This window comes from Streptococcus zalophi, assembly GCF_016481285.1.
In the GTDB taxonomy this organism is placed as follows: domain Bacteria; phylum Bacillota; class Bacilli; order Lactobacillales; family Streptococcaceae; genus Streptococcus; species Streptococcus zalophi.
In genome coordinates this window covers 94,723-111,920 of record NZ_JAENBP010000001.1, presented here as the reverse complement: position 1 = coordinate 111,920, position 17,198 = coordinate 94,723, and the positions used below count along the sequence as shown (strand labels likewise).

General features: G+C 36.3%; 16 protein-coding genes. 15 read left to right on the top strand and 1 reads right to left on the bottom strand.

Annotated elements, in window-relative coordinates:
* Positions 1-254 precede the first annotated feature (254 nt).
* The 7 genes from JHK64_RS00490 (at position 255) to buk (ending at position 8,209) form a co-directional block, all read left to right on the top strand.
* Positions 255-1,352 (top strand): thiamine pyrophosphate-dependent dehydrogenase E1 component subunit alpha, encoded by a 1,098-nt coding sequence (locus JHK64_RS00490; RefSeq protein ID WP_199567038.1) that lies wholly within the window; start codon positions 255-257, stop codon positions 1,350-1,352.
* A 1-nt stretch (position 1,353) separates the two neighbouring features.
* The gene (locus JHK64_RS00485; protein WP_199567037.1) at positions 1,354-2,331 is read left to right on the top strand and encodes an alpha-ketoacid dehydrogenase subunit beta; all 978 of its coding nucleotides are present in this window, start codon (positions 1,354-1,356) and stop codon (positions 2,329-2,331) included.
* An 11-nt stretch (positions 2,332-2,342) separates the two neighbouring features.
* Complete coding sequence (locus tag JHK64_RS00480; RefSeq protein ID WP_199567036.1) at positions 2,343-3,662, top strand: dihydrolipoamide acetyltransferase family protein; 1,320 nt, start codon at positions 2,343-2,345, stop codon at positions 3,660-3,662.
* A 4-nt stretch (positions 3,663-3,666) separates the two neighbouring features.
* Positions 3,667-5,079 carry a dihydrolipoyl dehydrogenase gene (gene lpdA, locus JHK64_RS00475; RefSeq protein WP_199567035.1) on the top strand — a complete coding sequence of 471 codons (1,413 nt, stop codon included), beginning with the start codon at positions 3,667-3,669 and terminating at the stop codon, positions 5,077-5,079.
* Between the two features lie 9 nt (positions 5,080-5,088).
* Positions 5,089-6,138 carry a PTS sugar transporter subunit IIC gene (locus JHK64_RS00470; protein ID WP_199567034.1) on the top strand — a complete coding sequence of 350 codons (1,050 nt, stop codon included), beginning with the start codon at positions 5,089-5,091 and terminating at the stop codon, positions 6,136-6,138.
* 72 nt (positions 6,139-6,210) lie between these two features.
* A complete protein-coding gene (locus JHK64_RS00465; protein ID WP_199567033.1) occupies positions 6,211-7,125 on the top strand; it encodes a phosphate acyltransferase in 915 nt (304 codons plus the stop codon).
* Between the two features lie 16 nt (positions 7,126-7,141).
* The gene (gene buk / locus JHK64_RS00460; RefSeq protein ID WP_199567032.1) at positions 7,142-8,209 is read left to right on the top strand and encodes a butyrate kinase; all 1,068 of its coding nucleotides are present in this window, start codon (positions 7,142-7,144) and stop codon (positions 8,207-8,209) included.
* On the opposite strand, the gene JHK64_RS00455 is transcribed toward buk, so the two are convergent.
* Complete coding sequence (locus JHK64_RS00455) at positions 8,206-9,090, bottom strand: LysR family transcriptional regulator (protein ID WP_199567031.1); 885 nt, start codon at positions 9,088-9,090, stop codon at positions 8,206-8,208. The genes buk and JHK64_RS00455 overlap by 4 nt on opposite strands.
* Positions 9,091-9,168: 78 nt before the next feature.
* Here JHK64_RS00455 and JHK64_RS00450 point away from each other — a divergent pair, with 78 nt between their 5' ends.
* The 8 genes from JHK64_RS00450 to JHK64_RS00415 all read left to right on the top strand — a co-directional run bounded on the left by JHK64_RS00450 (position 9,169) and on the right by JHK64_RS00415 (position 17,111).
* A complete protein-coding gene (locus JHK64_RS00450; protein WP_199567030.1) occupies positions 9,169-10,221 on the top strand; it encodes a serine hydrolase domain-containing protein in 1,053 nt (350 codons plus the stop codon).
* 9 nt (positions 10,222-10,230) lie between these two features.
* Positions 10,231-10,530: a hypothetical protein gene (locus JHK64_RS00445; RefSeq protein ID WP_199567029.1), complete on the top strand. Its 300-nt coding sequence runs from the start codon at positions 10,231-10,233 to the stop codon at positions 10,528-10,530.
* A gap of 389 nt (positions 10,531-10,919) precedes the next feature.
* Positions 10,920-12,656, top strand: a complete 1,737-nt coding sequence (gene spxB / locus JHK64_RS00440) for a pyruvate oxidase (RefSeq protein WP_199567028.1) — start codon at positions 10,920-10,922, stop codon at positions 12,654-12,656.
* A gap of 117 nt (positions 12,657-12,773) precedes the next feature.
* Entirely contained in the window at positions 12,774-13,433 is a 660-nt protein-coding gene (gene nfsB / locus JHK64_RS00435; protein WP_199567027.1) for an oxygen-insensitive NAD(P)H nitroreductase, read from the top strand.
* Between the two features lie 96 nt (positions 13,434-13,529).
* A complete protein-coding gene (locus tag JHK64_RS00430; protein ID WP_199567026.1) occupies positions 13,530-14,696 on the top strand; it encodes a MalY/PatB family protein in 1,167 nt (388 codons plus the stop codon).
* A gap of 89 nt (positions 14,697-14,785) precedes the next feature.
* Positions 14,786-16,327: an ABC-F family ATP-binding cassette domain-containing protein gene (locus JHK64_RS00425; protein WP_199567025.1), complete on the top strand. Its 1,542-nt coding sequence runs from the start codon at positions 14,786-14,788 to the stop codon at positions 16,325-16,327.
* A 283-nt stretch (positions 16,328-16,610) separates the two neighbouring features.
* Positions 16,611-16,820: a (4Fe-4S)-binding protein gene (locus tag JHK64_RS00420; RefSeq protein WP_199567024.1), complete on the top strand. Its 210-nt coding sequence runs from the start codon at positions 16,611-16,613 to the stop codon at positions 16,818-16,820.
* 15 nt (positions 16,821-16,835) lie between these two features.
* The gene (locus JHK64_RS00415; protein WP_199567023.1) at positions 16,836-17,111 is read left to right on the top strand and encodes a GNAT family N-acetyltransferase; all 276 of its coding nucleotides are present in this window, start codon (positions 16,836-16,838) and stop codon (positions 17,109-17,111) included.
* Positions 17,112-17,198: the final 87 nt, after the last annotated feature.

The window sequence follows — 17,198 nt, the reverse complement described above, 5'->3', positions numbered from 1 at the left end:
AAGTAGTTAAGATAAAAAGATAACTATCTAAGTTGTCAACGGATGATGATAAAAAGTTTTATAATAAGCAAATTTAACTGTAAAACCAATCACCAAAAGCGATGGATAATGACTTTGATCATGAAAACTGAAAAGAGTATTCATAAAAAGCATTTTTAAATATGACATAATTATTCTTATAGTGCTATAAGAAATAAGAAGTTTACGAATCAAAAAGAAAGCGCTATCATTTAAGTGAAAGGAAGGAGACTGCTATGAAAATTAGTAACGTAACATTTACTGAATTAGCTGCATCATATGGAGAAGGATTTCCCATGTATCAAGTTTTAGACGAAAAGGGAAATGTTGTCGATAAAGATGCCATGGATAGTTTAACAGATGAAGAGCTTGTTAACTTGATGGAAGCAATCACTTGGGGACGAGCGATGGATGAGCGTGTCATTCTATTGAATCGTCAAGGTGCTCTTAGTAACTACGCCCCAAGTGGTGGTCAAGAAGCAAGTCAATACGGTGCCATGTTAGCACTAGATAAAAATGATGTCTTTGCACCAACCTATCGTGATGTTTTGGTTGCGGTCAAATTTGGTATGACTTTAACCCAAGCTTTCCTTTGGTACAAAGGTCATTTTGCTGCCAATCAATACCCTGATGACCTTCACATGTACTCACCTAATGTTATCGTTGGTGGAAGTGCCATCCAAGCTCTTGGTAATGGTATTGCTAAACGTATGAAAGGTGAAAAACAAATTGCTTTAGCACTAACTGGAGATTCTTCAACTTCACAAGGTGATTTTTATGAAGCCCTCAACTTTGGTGGTGTTTTCAATGCGCAATTAATCATTGTTGTTCAAAACAATGGCTATGGTATTTCTGTTCCAACGTCTAAACAAACCAAAGCAGCTACCCTGGCACAAAAAGCTGTTGCAGCAGGTGTCCCTGCTATTCGTGTGGATGGTATGGATCCTGTGGCTGTTTATTATGCTACTAAAAAAGCGCGTGAGTATGCTATTGAAAATGGCCCAGTTCTTATTGAAAATATGACCTATCGTTATGGTCCACACACCATGTCAGATGATCCAAAACGTTACAGAGAAGATGCTGAAGTAGAAGGATGGCTCAAAAAAGATCCGTTACAACGCCTAGGTAACTATCTGACTGAAAAAGGCTTGTGGAGTCAGGAAAAAGTTGATGCTATTTATGAGGATGTTAAAACACAGGCTAAAGATGCTTTGACAGAAATGGCAAAAACACCTCCTCAAAAAATAACAGACTTTTTGAAGTTTATGTATGATCAACAACCACAAAATATCAAAGAGCAAATTGCTTACTATGAAGCTAAGGAGGAAAACTAATATGCCAGTTCTTACATTAGCACAAGCTGTTACAGAAGGCTTAAAAGAAGCCATGAAAAAACATGATAATACATTAATCTTTGGAGAAGATGTCGGTAAGAACGGTGGCGTTTTCCGTATTACTGCTGGCTTACAAGATGAATTTGGTGAAAATCGTGTTTTTGATACCCCACTTGCTGAATCAGGCATTATTCATATGTCTGTTGGGCTTGCTCAAGAAGGTTTTATCCCAATTCCAGAAATTCAATTCTCAGGCTTTATTATTGAAGCAATGGATGCTTTGATTGCTCAACTGCCAAGACAACGTTATCGTTCTGGTGGCACAAGAAATGCACAAGTTACTATTCGTGCTCCTTATGGAGGAGGTGTTCATACACCGGAACTTCACTCTGATAGTTTAGAAGGTATGTTTGCTCAAATTCCAGGTCTACGTGTTGTTATTCCATCATCAGCTTATGATGCCAAAGGTTTGTTGATTTCTGCCATCGAGTCAGAAGATCCTGTCTTTTTCTTAGAACATCTTCGTCTTTATCGTACTGTTAAAGATGAAGTACCTGAAGGTTATTACACTGTTCCTTTAGACAAGGCAAATGTGGTTCGAAAAGGAGAAGATGTCACCCTAATTGGCTATGGTTTGATGGTACCACTTGCTGTTCAAGCTGCTGAACAATTAGAAAAAGAAGGCATCAGTGCTGAAGTGATTGATTTAAGAACAGTTTCTCCAGTAGACTATGAAACTATTGAAAAATCTGTTGCTAAGACTCACCGTGTTGTTGTTTTACAAGAATCACAACGTCAAGCAGGAACAGCAGGTCAAGTCATGTCAGAAATTGCTGAGCGTCAATTCATGAACTTAGATGCCCCAGTGGCTCGTGTGACTGCACCAGATACGATATTCCCATTTGGTCTTGCTGAAGAAGATTGGATGCCAAACGCAGAAGATATTGTCGCTAAAGCAAAAGAAATCGTAGAATTTTAGGAGGACACACTATGTATCAATATATTTTACCTGATGCAGGTGAAGGGACACACGAAAGTGTTGTCATGTCTTGGGCTGTCGGTGTCGGTGAAAAAATCAATGAAGATGACACCTTATTAGAAATTGAAAGTGACAAGGCTGTTGTTGAACTGCCAAGCCCAATCACTGGTTATTTAGCAAAAATTTATGTGGAAGCTGGTGACACTGGTATTGTTGGGGAACCTATTGCAGATATTGCTGAAACCGAAGAAGAATTAAAAGCTTATCAATCAGGCGGTGAGCCACCTAAACCAGAAACTAAAGAAGACGCACCAGTTATTGAAGAAGTTGCTTCAACACAACCCACTTCAGTGCCACAAGCAACAAAAGAAGTTGATGAGAATGTTGATATCAGAACACTTGCGGTTCCAAGAGTACGTCGTTATGCTCGGACAAAAGGCGTAGATATTCGTTTGATTGAGGGAACTGGAAATCATGGCAAAGTAACAATAGAAGATATTGATCGATTTGTAGAAAACCCAGTTACTGTTAAAGAAGGTCCTGCTGAAAAAGTTATTCCAGCAGAAGAAACACAATCAGTTGTTGAAAAAGCAAGTCCTAAGGTGGTATCTGGAGATGATTTCCCTGAAACCGTAGAAAAATTACCAGCTATTAGACGTACCATTGCTGAGGCATTATCTAAGAGTAGCAGTGAAGTGGCTCAAGTAACTGTGTTTGACCAAGTTGAGGTGGATGCCTTAGTAGCACACAGAAATAAAATGAAAGTACTAGCAGCGGATAGAGATATTAAGTTAACCTTCACACCATATCTTGTAAAAGCCTTAGTTGGTTTATTAAAACACTTCCCAGACCTTAATGTGTCACTCGATATGGCTAATAACGAAATCATTCATCATCACTACTATAACATTGGTGTTGCAACTGATACACCAAGAGGATTGATGGTACCAATGATTCGCCATGCAGAACGTAAGAGTCTCTTTGATATTGCTCAAGAAATTGCTGACATTTCTCAAAAAGCTCGTGATGGCAAACTTGCTGCTTCTGATATGGGTAAAGGATCGATGTCAGTGACAAATGTAGGTGCAGCAGCAACAGCAGGTGTTTGGTCAACACCAATCATCAATCTTCCAGAAATTGCAATCTTAAATGTTGGTCGCATTGACAAAGTCTTTCTTCCTGATGAAGAGGGGAATCCTGTTCTCAAACAAGTGATGAAAATTTCTTTTGCTTTTGATCACCGAGCAATTGATGGGGTTTATGCTCAAAAAGCCATCAATCTTCTTAAGAGCTATCTTAGTGACCCAGATTTATTATTAGCAGAGGGGTGATGATATGGTAGTTGGCGGATTTACAAATGAAGTAGACACTATTGTTATCGGCTCTGGGCCAGGCGGTTATGTCGCAGCTATTAGAGCATCTCAACTCGGACAAAAAGTAGTGATTGTTGAAAAAGAGGCAGTTGGTGGTGTTTGCTTGAATGTTGGCTGTATTCCTTCAAAAGCCTTGATACATGTGGGACATGAATATGCAAATGCTAAAAAGCCACATCCTTTTGGCTTAACAATTGGTAAGAGTCAATTGGATTTTAAAAAGGCACAAGAATGGAAAAATACAGAGGTTGTCTCTAAATTGACAACTGGTGTTAAAACTCTTTTAAAGAAAAATAAAGTAACAATTGTTGAAGGCGAAGCTCATTTTGTCGCAAAAGATACTGTTTTTGTTACTCCAAAAGATGGCCTTGGTGAAGCTTATCGCTTTAAAAATGCTATTTTGGCTGTTGGGAGTCGTCCAATTGAATTAAAAGCTTTTCCATTTAATGAGGATATTTTAGACTCAACAGGCCTCTTAAATTTAACAGAAATTCCTAAGGAATTAGCTATTATTGGTGGTGGCTATATTGGTATGGAGCTTGCCATGGCTTATGCCAATTTGGGTAGTCATGTCACTGTTTTAGAAGGACAAGACAGTGTTTTAAATGGTTTTGAAAAAGACCTGATTAAACCAGTCTTAGATGAGGCAGAAAAATTAAAGATGACAATCATTACTAATGCCAAAGCCTCCCGCTATGAGAAAGATAAAAAAGGTCTTCATCTTTTCTATGAGATTAGAGGAAAAGAAGAAGAAGTGTTGGCTGATAAAATTGCAGTAATGGTTGGTCGTAGACCTAATACAGATATGATGAGTGTTGAGTTATCAGGTATTGAACTTGACGACAAAGGTTTAGTTCCGGTTAATGAGCAAATGCAAACTAGTCAACAACACATTTATGCGATTGGTGATATTACAAAAGGTCCTGCTCTAGCCCACAAAGCCTCCTATGAAGGCAAAGTAGCAGCAGAAGCCATCTCACAAGTGCCAGGAGTTGCAGCTGATTATCTTGTTATTCCGACTGTTGCTTATACACAACCAGAAATTGCAACGGTAGGATTAACCAAAGAAAAAGCTAAAGAAAATGGTATAACGCCTAAAGTTGCCACTTTTAGATTTGCAAGTAATGGCAGAGCCTTATCAATGAACCATCCTGAAGGTTTTGTCAGATTAGTTTCTGATAAAGATACCAATCAACTGCTTGGAGCACAATTAGTGGGACCAGGAGTCAGTGAATTGATTGGTGAGATTACTTTAGCCATTGAAAACTTACTGACCGCAGAAGATATCACACTAACCATTCACAATCATCCAAGTTTATCAGAAACGATAATGGACGCAAGCGAAGTGTTACTAGGACACGGTATTCATCAGTAAAGGAGAATTATGGAAAATAAATTGTCGGCAAAAGCATTTGCCATGAATGTACTAAATGGTATTGCAACAGGATCAGTAGTTGTTTTAATCCCTGGAGCACTCCTTTCAGAACTTGTTAAACTTTTACTCCCAAGTATGCCATTTTTAACTCCCTTATCATGGGGCCTTTCAATGTCAAATGCAACAATGGGCTTGGTTTGTGGTTTCATGGTTGGACTGAATTTCAAATTTAATCCGATTCAATCCGCTTCACTTGGTTTAGCAACCTTGTTTGCTTCTGGTTCAGTCATGATGAAAGATGGTGTTCTCATGATGGCAGGAGCTGGAGATATCATTAACATGTTAATCACCTCAGCTCTTGGTGCTGCCCTTATTTTGTGGGTTGGTAATGGCCTAAAAGCTTATACAATCTTAGTTATCCCACCATTGTTAATGTTGGTTGTTGGCTTATTTGGACGTTTGATCTTACCTTATGTTGCCATGATTACTGAGTGGATAGGGTTTGGCGTTGCGCAATTACTACAATTGCAGCCACTCATCATGTGTATGTTGATTGCAATGATTTTTGGCATACTGATTGTCTCTCCAATCACAACGGTTGGTATTGCACTAGCGATAAACCTATCAGGAATCGGTTCTGGAGCTGCCAATCTTGGTGTCTGTGCCACAGGATTTGCTTTTGCCATCTTAGGATGGGCTGTTAACACAAGAGGAACCTCATTTGCTCACTTTATTGGTTCACCTAAAATTTCTATGCCAAACGTGGTTAAGAATCCAAAAGTTATGCTACCTGTTATCTCTTCAGGTGCCTGTACAGGTGTGTTAGCTTATCTCTTTAACATTCAAGGCACACCAATGAGTGCTGGTTTTGGCTTTAGTGGCCTGGTTGGACCTCTTAATCATCTCAATTTAGCGAGTGGTGGATGGTCTATCACTAATATCTTGATTACGTTACTGGTGTTTGCTGGTGGGCCGATAGTCTTTGGCTTACTGTTTAAATACTTGTTTATGAATGTTCTTGGTATTGTTACTCCAGAAGATTATCGTTTAAATATTTAAAGGTTGAGGGTATGTCTTACTTGAGACTTCGGTAGCAAGAAAAGACATACCTTTTAGTTAGGAAGTGATTGGATGTCATTATTAATTGATAAATTATTAGAAGCTAGACCGGAAATAAAAACTAGCAAAAACCCAATGCATTTAGTAGTTGTTAAAGCTGCTGATGATGAAGTGTTATCAAGTGTTGAAAGAGCTATTTTAGAAAAAAGAATATATGCTTATTTTATTGATGATGAAAAGCAATTAAAAGAAAAAATGAGTCATTATGATATAGCTGATGATTCTTTTGAAATAATCAACATTGCAGATGAACAAGAAGCAGCATTTAAAGCGGTAGAATTAGTACGAGAAAAAAAAGCACAAGCAATATTAAAAGGTCATCTGCCAACAGGAAAAGTGCTAAAAGAAGTGGTTAATAGAGAAACAGGCATTAAAAAAGCGGATACCCTATCACATGTGGCTGTTCTTTCAATGCCATCGCTCAATCACCTGATTGCAGTAACTGATGGTGGTTTGATTTTACAAGCAGATAGAGATAATGCTAAAGTAATCATCAAAAATGCAAGAGAAGTCATGACGGCCTTAAAAGTAACTCCTATTAAAGTTTCACTTTTATCGGCTGCAGAAACAGTAATCCCCAAATTACCATCATCAGTCATGGAAAGCTTAGTGGCTGAGGATTATCAAGAACAAAACGATATCATCGTAGAAGGGCCACTTTCAATTGATTTATCATTATCAAAAGAAAGTGCCAAAGAAAAAGCTTATTCAGGTAAAATACAAGGGGATGCCAATATCTTGGTGGCTCCTGATATTGTAACAGGTAATGTTTTTTCAAAATCACTAACTTTATTTGGTGGTTCAGAAATGGCAGGAATTATTATGGGAGCTAAAGCACCTGTGATTATTACATCTAGAAGTTCAAGTTTTGAAGAAAAGTATGCTTCCATTTTACTAGCTCAAATTCTCATGCTAGATGCTGATTAAAGAATAGGAGACTAATATGAAAACGATTATTGCCATTAACCCTGGGGCTACCTCAACAAAAATTGCTCTCTATCAAGATAATCACCTTCTTTGGAAAGAAGATATTTTGTACACTCCAGAGGACTTAGAATCTTATAGCAAAGTTTTTGATCAATTTGAACGTCGCTTAAAAGACATCGAAAATGTCCTTGTAAAACATCAGGTAGATAAGATTGATGTTGCCGTTGGACGTGGTGGTCTGATTGGACCTGTTAAACCTGGTGCTATTTTGGTAACTGATGAACTGATTAATCATTTGGAATATCATCCTTTATTAGAGCACCCATCTAATCTTGGTGCAAAACTAGCCAAATTTATTATGGCAGACTATGGTAATGATAAGCCAGCTTACGTTTATGACCCCGTTACCGTAGACTCTATGCGTGATGTCTCAAGATTAACAGGAATTAAAGGAATTGAACGCACCTCAACCGGACATCATCTCAATATGAGAGCAGTGGCTCGAAAAATATCTGAAGATTTAGGCAAACCCTATGAAGAGTTAAATATTGTGATTGCTCACCTTGGTGGTGGATCAACCGCCAGTGCTCATGAAAAAGGAGAAATTGTAGACTTTGTCTCTGATGATGAGATTATGTTTTCAGCTGAAAGATCAGGAGGAATGCCTTTAAAAGCCATTATTGGTAAGATTAAAGAAATGGGAATTGATGATTTTAACTATCTAGCCAGAAAAAAAGCTGGCCTACAATCACATTGTAAGACAGCTGATTTGCGAGAAGTTGAAAAAAGAATGGCACAAGGCGATAAAGAAGCAAGTCTAGTTTTTGATGCCCTAGCTTTAGGAATTGCTAAAACGTTAGCCACTTTGGCAGTTAGTATCAATGGGCCTATTGATATGGTTTCTATGACAGGTGGTATGGCCTATTCAAAAGCACTTTGTGAGGCTGTTAGAAAACGTGTTGCCTTTATCGGACCTTTTAAAGTTTATCCTGGTGAGTTTGAGTTGGAAGCTTTGGCACTTGGTGGTCTTAGAGTATCAAATCAAGAAGAAAATTACCAAGTCTTATCCTTCCCAAATCATTAATGATGCTTTATGGCTTCAATAAATTGACTAACTACTTGAGAATGATTAGGATTTTTACGATAAGCCAGACCTTGTTTGTATTGACTTTGAATATCATGAAGAGGAATCCAAACCAAATCCTCTACGGGACTAAGTTCTTTTAACTCTGTCGGTAAGATAGTGACAGCGTTCAATTTGTTGAGACTATGTAGTAGAATTTCAAAATCATTATGAGTCATAATGACTTGATTTAGAATTCCTAATTCTCGACAGCGTTTTTTTGTTAATTCACCTAAAGCAAAATGATCACTAAGACTAGCAATATAGGATTCTTTTAAGTCTTTAAAGACAACTTTTTTTCTAGTTGCTAGTGGATGATTTTTAGGAACAACCACACAAGTGGAATAGCTAGCGTTGTTTATGGCTACTGGATCAATAATAATATCATGTTCTACTTGAGGAAAAGAAAGAATGCCAACATCAATTTTTTCTTGAGCTAAGAGATGTTGTAATTTCATAGAGCCCTCTTGAACAATATGAACATCAATGGTTGGGTTTTGACGAATAAAACGAGAAATTTGATCAATAAATTGTAACATGGTTAAAAACGTCACACCGATAGTGATACACTGTCTTTCATGTTTGGTTTTATTTTGAATATCAAAAATAAGCTGATTAAAATCACGGACTAAAGGTTCCCCTTTTTCTAGCAGTAATTGCCCTGTTTCAGTCAAATGAAGTCTGTGGTCATGGTAGACAAATAACTGTGTGTTTAACTCATCTTCCATTTTTGAAATGGATTGTTTTAAGGCAGGTTGCGAAATAAACAGACTTTTTGCAGCATGCGAATAATTTTGCGTTTTTGCAATAGCTAGGAAATAAGAAATTTGACGAATATCCATAATAAAACACTTTCTATATGAAACTTATCCTAACAATAGCTCTTTACTTATCATGTAAAAAAATGAGAGGAAGGTAATATGCAACATGTCAATTTAGAACGTATTTTTGATAAATTTGTACAAACAAATGAATTGCCTCGAGCAATCATACGTCTCAAAAAGCGTCATAGTGATGACTTTATTCAGCTATCTCATGGAGATATCAAAGAAGATACCCCTTTTGTTTTAGCTAGTGTAACAAAGTTATGGATGACAACAATTATTCTTCAATTGATTGATCAAAAAAAACTTGATTATAAAACTATTATAACGAATTTTTTCTCAAAAGAAAAGTTGGAAAACTTGCATCACTATGCTGGAAAAGACCAGACAAAACATATCACTATTGCTGATTTATTATTTCAAACCAGTGGTTTACCAAATGTGTTTTATGAAGAGCCAATTTTATTAAAAAATAGAATAAAACAAGAAGATTTTTCATATGAATTTTCAGATATGTTAGATTGGGTCAAACAAACAGAGTCTCATTTTATTCCAGGTAGTAAAAAAGCTTATTATGCTGATATTAATTATATGCTTCTTGGTCAAATCATTGAAAGCATCACTCATCAGTCTTTAGATGCTTGTATTGAAAAAAATATTTTTAGCCCACTTTTAATGAATGATTCATTTTTAACAAGTAGTGAATTTGCAATGATTCCACCTCTTTATACTGGAGAAGATTATTTGGCACGTCCAAAGGTCATCTCTAGTGCTCAAGGAGCTGGTGGTGGTGTTTCAACAACAGCTGATTTAATGATTTTTATTCAAGCTTTTGTTGAAGGGCGCTTGTTTGAAAACTCGCATTGGCAGAAAATGGCACATTATTTACCACTTCAAGGAGATTATGCTCCTGTAGAGTATGGTGGTGGTCATATGAAGCTAACCATGGGGCAATTTGAAAAAGAAGATAGATTGTCTTTTTATGGGCATTCAGGATTGTCAGGTGCCTTTGCTTTTTACTGTCCACAGCTTGATGTTTATTTGACAGGAACAACTGATAATGCAGGACGCTCAGAATTATGTATCCAGTTGATTTACCTTATTCTTTTTGAATTGGAAAAAGAAACAAAAATAAGAAAGGCAACATAGGCAATTTGAATGTTAGATAGAGAAATTGAAGCACTACACGAATTACTGTCAAAACATGGCTATTTGGTTGGTAAAACGATGCAAGCAGATATCATGTTTAAGTATACTGTACCAATTAGTGTGGAAGAAAAGCTGTCTTTAACCGTTTTTAATCCCAATCTTCCTCAAAGCACAATTGTCGTTTTAAACCCATCAGGAGTACTTTACTCCTATAAATGGGTAAAAGGGATAAAAGATCAAATAACTGATATTCCAAATGATGGCAGTGTGGAAGGACTATTTTTAACGATTAAAGCTCTTCTTCAATAACGATATAAAATAAAAAAGCTCTTATCTTTATAGCAAAATGTCATGGTAGTGAGAAAAAAACTATCACTTGCTAAAAAAGATAAGGGCTTTTATTTTTTACAAAATAACTGCACTAGTGAGGTAAAAAAACGAAAAATATAATATCTAAACCTCTTGTTTTACTGGATTTTCACAATGCTAAAAAAGGTATGAGCAAAATAATTGATATTTTAAAAAAAGAGCAGTATCATGTTGCTGTTAGTTAATCAAGTACCTTTTATCAGTTTATTTTAAGTGTACTGTTTAACAAAATTCTATTAATTCTAGTTTAGATGATAATGATTTTTCTATTATGACAATTGCTATATCATAATCAAATCATTTTCTCGAAAACACAAGGAGGAGTCACAATGACAAAAATAAATGCTTCAGATGCTATGATTAAAGTTATTGAATCATGGGGTGTTAAAAATATTTATGGTTTACCAGGGGGTTCATTTGATTCAACAATGAACGCACTTCACAATCGTAAAGACACTATTAACTACGTTCAAGTTCGCCACGAAGAAGCGGGTGCCTTAGCAGCTGTTGGTGAAGCTAAAGTCACTGGTCGTATCGGTGTCACATTTGGTTCTGCTGGTCCTGGTGCTGTTCACCTTTTAAATGGTCTTTATGACGCTAAACATGATGGTATTCCACTTCTTGCTCTTATTGGTCAAGTGCCTACTTTCAATATGAATAAATCATACTTCCAAGAACTTAATGAAAATCCAATGTTTGAAGATGTGGCTATTTATAACCGTACAGTAATGACTGCTGAACAAATGCCTTATGTGGTTGATGAAGCTATTCGTCAAGCTTATGCACATAAAGGTGTTGCTGTGATTACTATTCCAAAAGATTTAGGTTGGCAAGAAATTGAAGATAATTATATCTCAACAGCAGCAAACTATCAAAAACCAATTATGCCTGAACCAGCTGAAGATCTTGTTGATAAGGCTTTAGAACTTCTTCAAGCAGCTAAACGTCCTTTAATCTATATCGGTTTAGGAACAAGAGGTGCGCGTGAAGATATTATGAAACTAGCTTTACAATTAAAAGCACCAATTCTTAGCTCAGCTCCTGCAAAAGGGATAGTTCCTGATAATTTTGAACTTTATATGGGTGCAGCCGGTCGTGTGTCTACAAAACCTGGTATTGAAATGCTTCAAGAAGCTGATACCATTATCACTTTTGGTACAGATATGCCTTTCCAAAATCATTTTGCTAAACCAGAAGCGACTTATATTCAAGTGGATATTGATGGTACTAAGTTTGGACGACGTCACAGAGTTGACCTTGCCATCTTAGCAGATGCTAAAAAGACTATTAAAGCCCTTCTTGAAAAAGGTAAAGACATGCCAGAAACTGACTGGTACAAAGTAGCTCTTGCCAACAAAGAAAACTGGGTTAACTGGATTGCTAGCTTTGAAGATGACGATTCAGAACCACTTCGTGTGGAACCAGTCTTTAAAGAAATCAATGCCATGGCAACAGATGATGCTATTTTCCAAGTTGATGTCGGTAATGTAACCATTGATGGCTTAAGATTCCTTAAGATGAATGAAAAACAAGCCTTCACAACAAGCGCTTGGTATGCCACAATGGGTTATGCTCTTCCAGCAGCTATCGGTGCTCAAGCTGAGTATCCAAATCGTCAAGTTTGGTCTATTTCAGGTGACGGTGGATGGACAATGAACATGCAAGACATTGCAACTGCTGTTAAGTATCGTATGCCAATTATCAATGTTATCTTGACTAATGAAAGTCTTGGTTTCATCGAAGCTGAACAAGATGACATGCCACAACCACACTCAGGAATTGACTTGATTGACTTAGACTTTGGTGATGCCGCTTCTGCAATGGGTGCAACTGGCTTTGAAGTAAGAACACTTAAAGAATTGAGAGAAGCTTTTGCTAAAGCAAAAGAAGCAACTGGACCAGTTGTTATCGACGTTAAAATCGCAAACGACCGTCCAATTCCAGTAGAACAATTAAAAATTGATACTGAAAAATTCAGCGAAGCAGAAGTCAAAGCATTTGTTGAAGAATATCAAGCAGAAGGTCTTGTCCCATTTAGAAAATTGTTAGAAGACGTTCAAAACTAATGAAATAACAAAATAAAACCTGTTCCTTGTGAACAGGTTTTTTGTTTTCCTAAAGAAAATGATGTCTTAAAAGTGTATAATAGCATTAAGTGGTTAAACCATTAGGGGGGAAAAGTCATGTTAACAATAAAAGAAGCAATGAACTGGCGTTATGCGACCAAAAAATTTAATCCAGATAAAAAAATATCTCAAGAGGATTTTAGTCAATTAGAAGCTATTTTACAATTAGCACCAACAAGTACCAACTTACAGCCAACCTATTTTATTGTGGCTGATAATGAAGAAGGGAAAAAGAGAATTGCCAAAGGAGCTATTGGTTCTTTTGCTTATAATCACCCTAAAATTATGAATGCTTCTCATGTTATCGTTTTTATCAGTAAAAAATATGTTGATGAAAACCACTTATCAACTGTTTTAGAAAAAGAAGATACGGATGGTCGTTTTAGTGATGAACAACGTAAAGAAAACCAAGATACAGGTCGTCGTTCTTATTTAAATAGTCATCGATTAGACTTACAAGACGAGTCTCACTGGCATGCTAAACAAAGTTACTTAGCGGTAGGCGCACTTTTATTAGGTGCTGCTTCAATGGCAATTGATGCCGTTCCGATGGAAGGGATTGATTTGGATATTATCAACCAAGAATTTGAACTTAAAGAGAGGAATATGAGTGCACAAATGGTTGTCGCATTGGGTTATCGACAAGAAATGGAAGATTATAATGCTAAGCTCCCTAAATCTCGTTTGGATAAAAAGATGCGTATCACTAAGGCGTGATTGTGAGAAATGATTCTGTGAAATGACTAAAAGTATTTTTCTTTCTTTGGTGATTTTGTTAGAATAAATGTTGAAAGCACAGTAAAGGAGAATAAGATGACTTCATTTGATTTTAATGATAATGCCAAAAGATTGGGACAAAATTCAATCAAATGGCAACTGGCTGAAAAAGATCCTGATATTATTCCTGCTTGGGTCGCTGATATGGATTTCAAAGTCTTTTCAGGTCTAAGAGAGGCAATTAAAAATTATTCAGAGAAAGATTTTTACGGCTACGGTTATCCTAATCCTTCTTTAGCTGATACTGTGATGGCTTGGGAGGAAAAAGAGCATGACTACACCTTTAGTCGTTCGTCACTTCTCTTTATCAATGATGTTATTTCAGGTATCGCAACAGCACTTCAAGTGTTTACCAAGGAAGGGGATGCCATTCTCATCAACGACCCAGTCTATCCGGCCTTTCGAAAAATTATTGAACAAAATAAACGTCAGGTAGTAATAAATACATTGGTTGAAAATGATGGACAATTTGTTTTTGACCTTAAACAATTTGAAGCAGATATGATAGAAAATGAGGTTAAGTTGTTTATTCTTTGTAATCCTCACAATCCAGGTGGAAGAGTTTGGGACAAAGAAACACTGTTAAGCATTGGTAAGATTTGTCAAAAACATGGCGTTATTGTTGTTTCTGATGAGATTCATCAAGATTTAACCTTGTTTGGTCATAAACACCATTCTTTTAATACCGTTGATGATAGCTTTAAGGAATTTTCGATTATTCTTTCAAGTCCTTCTAAAACCTTTAATATGGCAGCTCTTAAAATAGCTTTTGCCATTATTGAAAACAGAACCTTACGAAAGGCTTTTCAAGAAAAGACATTGGCCAATCATCAATCGATTTCAAACATTGCTTACGAGGTTACAGAAACAGTTTATCAAGATGGCAAGGATTGGTTACTTGCCCTACGGTCAACTTTGGAAGAAAACGTCACTTTTGTTACGAACTACTTTGCCAAACATGCTCCCAAAATCAAGGTGATGTCTTCACAAGGAACCTATCTTCTTTGGCTTGATTTTTCTAAGTATCAATTATCGGACAAAGAACTTTATAGGATTTTAAAAACTGATGCCAAGGTTATTTTAAATGAAGGTCTAGACTATGGTGAAATGGGTAAGAGTCATGCTCGTTTAAATGTTGCCACATCAAAAAAACTCTTAGAAGAAATTGTGAAAAGAATTGTGGTCAATTTAGAAAAAGCTTAAAAATTGCACTAAAATACTCTCTAGTGAAGGGAGTATTTTTTTGTTATAATAACAGTTAGTACTAAGAATGGTAATGAAAAGGAAATTAAATGAGTATTTTAGAAGTTAAAAACTTGAGTCATGGCTTTGGTGATCGTGCTATTTTTGAAAATGTCTCTTTTCGCCTGTTAAAAGGAGAGCATATCGGACTTGTCGGTGCAAATGGTGAAGGAAAATCAACCTTTATGAGTATTGTCACCAATCGCTTGCAACCTGATGAAGGGAAAATTGAGTGGTCTAAGTATGTGACCGCAGGTTACCTAGATCAACATGCTGTCCTAGAAAAAGGACAAACTGTCCGTGATGTTTTACGAACTGCCTTTGATGAATTGTTTAAGACAGAAGCTAGAATCAATGAGATTTATATGAGTATGGCTGAAGAAGGTGCTGATGTCGATCTTTTAATGGAAGAAGTTGGTGAATTGCAAGACCGTCTAGAAAGTCGTGATTTCTATACGCTTGATGCCAAAATTGATGAAGTGGCAAGAGCTCTTGGTGTCATGACTTATGGGATGGATACGGATGTGACAGAATTGTCTGGTGGGCAAAGGACAAAAATACTACTGGCAAAATTATTGCTGGAAAAACCAGATATTCTGCTACTTGATGAGCCTACTAACTACCTAGATGCTGAACATATCGACTGGCTAAAACGTTATCTACAAAACTATGAAAATGCCTTTGTTTTGATTTCTCATGATATTCCTTTCTTAAATGATGTGATTAATATTGTTTATCATGTTGAAAATCAAGACTTAGTGAGATATACCGGCGACTATGAACAGTTTAAAGAAGTCTATGCCATGAAAAAAGCACAACTAGAAGCTGCCTACGAGCGTCAACAAAAAGAAATTGCTGATTTGCAAGATTTTGTTAACCGTAACAAAGCGCGTGTGGCAACTCGTAACATGGCCATGTCTCGTCAGAAAAAACTGGATAAGATGGAAAAAATTGAGCTTCAGTCTGAAAAGCCAAAACCATCTTTCGAGTTTAAAATGGCGAGAACACCGGGACGTTTTATATTCCAAGCCAAAGCTTTAGAAATTGGCTACGATCGCCCTTTAACCAAACCCTTACAATTAACTTTTGAACGCAATCAAAAAATTGCTATTATTGGTGCAAATGGTATCGGGAAAACAACTCTTTTAAAGAGCTTATTAGGTATTATTCCTCCAATTTCTGGTCAGGTAGAACGTGGTGATTATATTGAATTAGGCTACTTTGAACAAGAAGTTAAAAGCAGTAAACAAACACCTCTAGAAGCGGTTTGGGATGCTTTTCCAGCTTTAAATCAAGCAGAAGTTCGTGCCGCCCTTGCTCGTTGTGGTTTAACCTCAAAACATATCGAAAGTCAAATTCAAGTTCTCTCAGGTGGTGAACAGGCTAAAGTCCGTTTTTGCTTATTGATGAATCGAGAAAACAATGTCTTGATTTTAGATGAGCCGACCAATCATCTTGATGTTGATGCTAAAGAAGAATTAAAACGTGCGCTAAAAGCCTATCCTGGTTCAATTTTAATGGTTTGTCATGAACCTGATTTTTATGAAGGCTGGGTCAATGATGTTTGGGATTTTAATCATTTAACCTCATAATAGTGAATACCAAATAGTGTCAAAGAGTATTATAAAAAGAGTAAACCTGCTTACAAAAGGCTTGTTTACTTTTTTTATTTAATGACATGGGTCTACTAATGCTTTAGAAAGTGTTACGAGTTAAATCATTTACAAATTCAAAAATAAGGTTTAAAATAATAATGATTATAAATATAGAACAAGAAGGTGGTTTTTTATTAAAAAGTTAATTAACTAATAATTGTTCTTTATTCATTTACTAAAGAACAGTTACTAAATTGCTGATTATATAAAGGAGAAAAAGATGATTGAAAAAACATATGAAAAAGATGATTTAATTATTTACTGGCGCCCAGAAATGTGTGAGCATGCGGGGGAATGTGTCAAGGGTTCTCCAAAAGTGTTTGATGTTAAAAGAAGACCATGGATTGATCCTAGTCAAGACACCACAGAACATATTATGGAAGTCATTGATCGTTGCCCATCACGTGCTTTAAGCTATAAAAGAAAATAAGGAGTATCAGTAAACATGATAACCATTCGTTATGAAGAAGAAAATGACCGTTCAGCTGCTTATGATGGTGAAAAAGAAATTGGTGAGTGTACTTATTTTTTGACTAACAGAAAATGGGTGATTAACCACACCTTCGTTGATGAAAATTATGGTGGTCAAGGTATTGCCAAGAAATTGGTGGCAGAAATTGTTGACCAAGCTAGACAACAAGGCATTAAAATTATTCCGTTATGCCCTTTTGCAAAAAGAGAGTTTGAACTAAGAGCTGAATATGCAGATGTGAAGGCGTAAAAATTTGTTTGTGATATTAAAAGAGTTCTTAGGAACTCTTTTTGATAGGCTAAATTTTTATGAAATTATATAAAAATGTTATGGTAG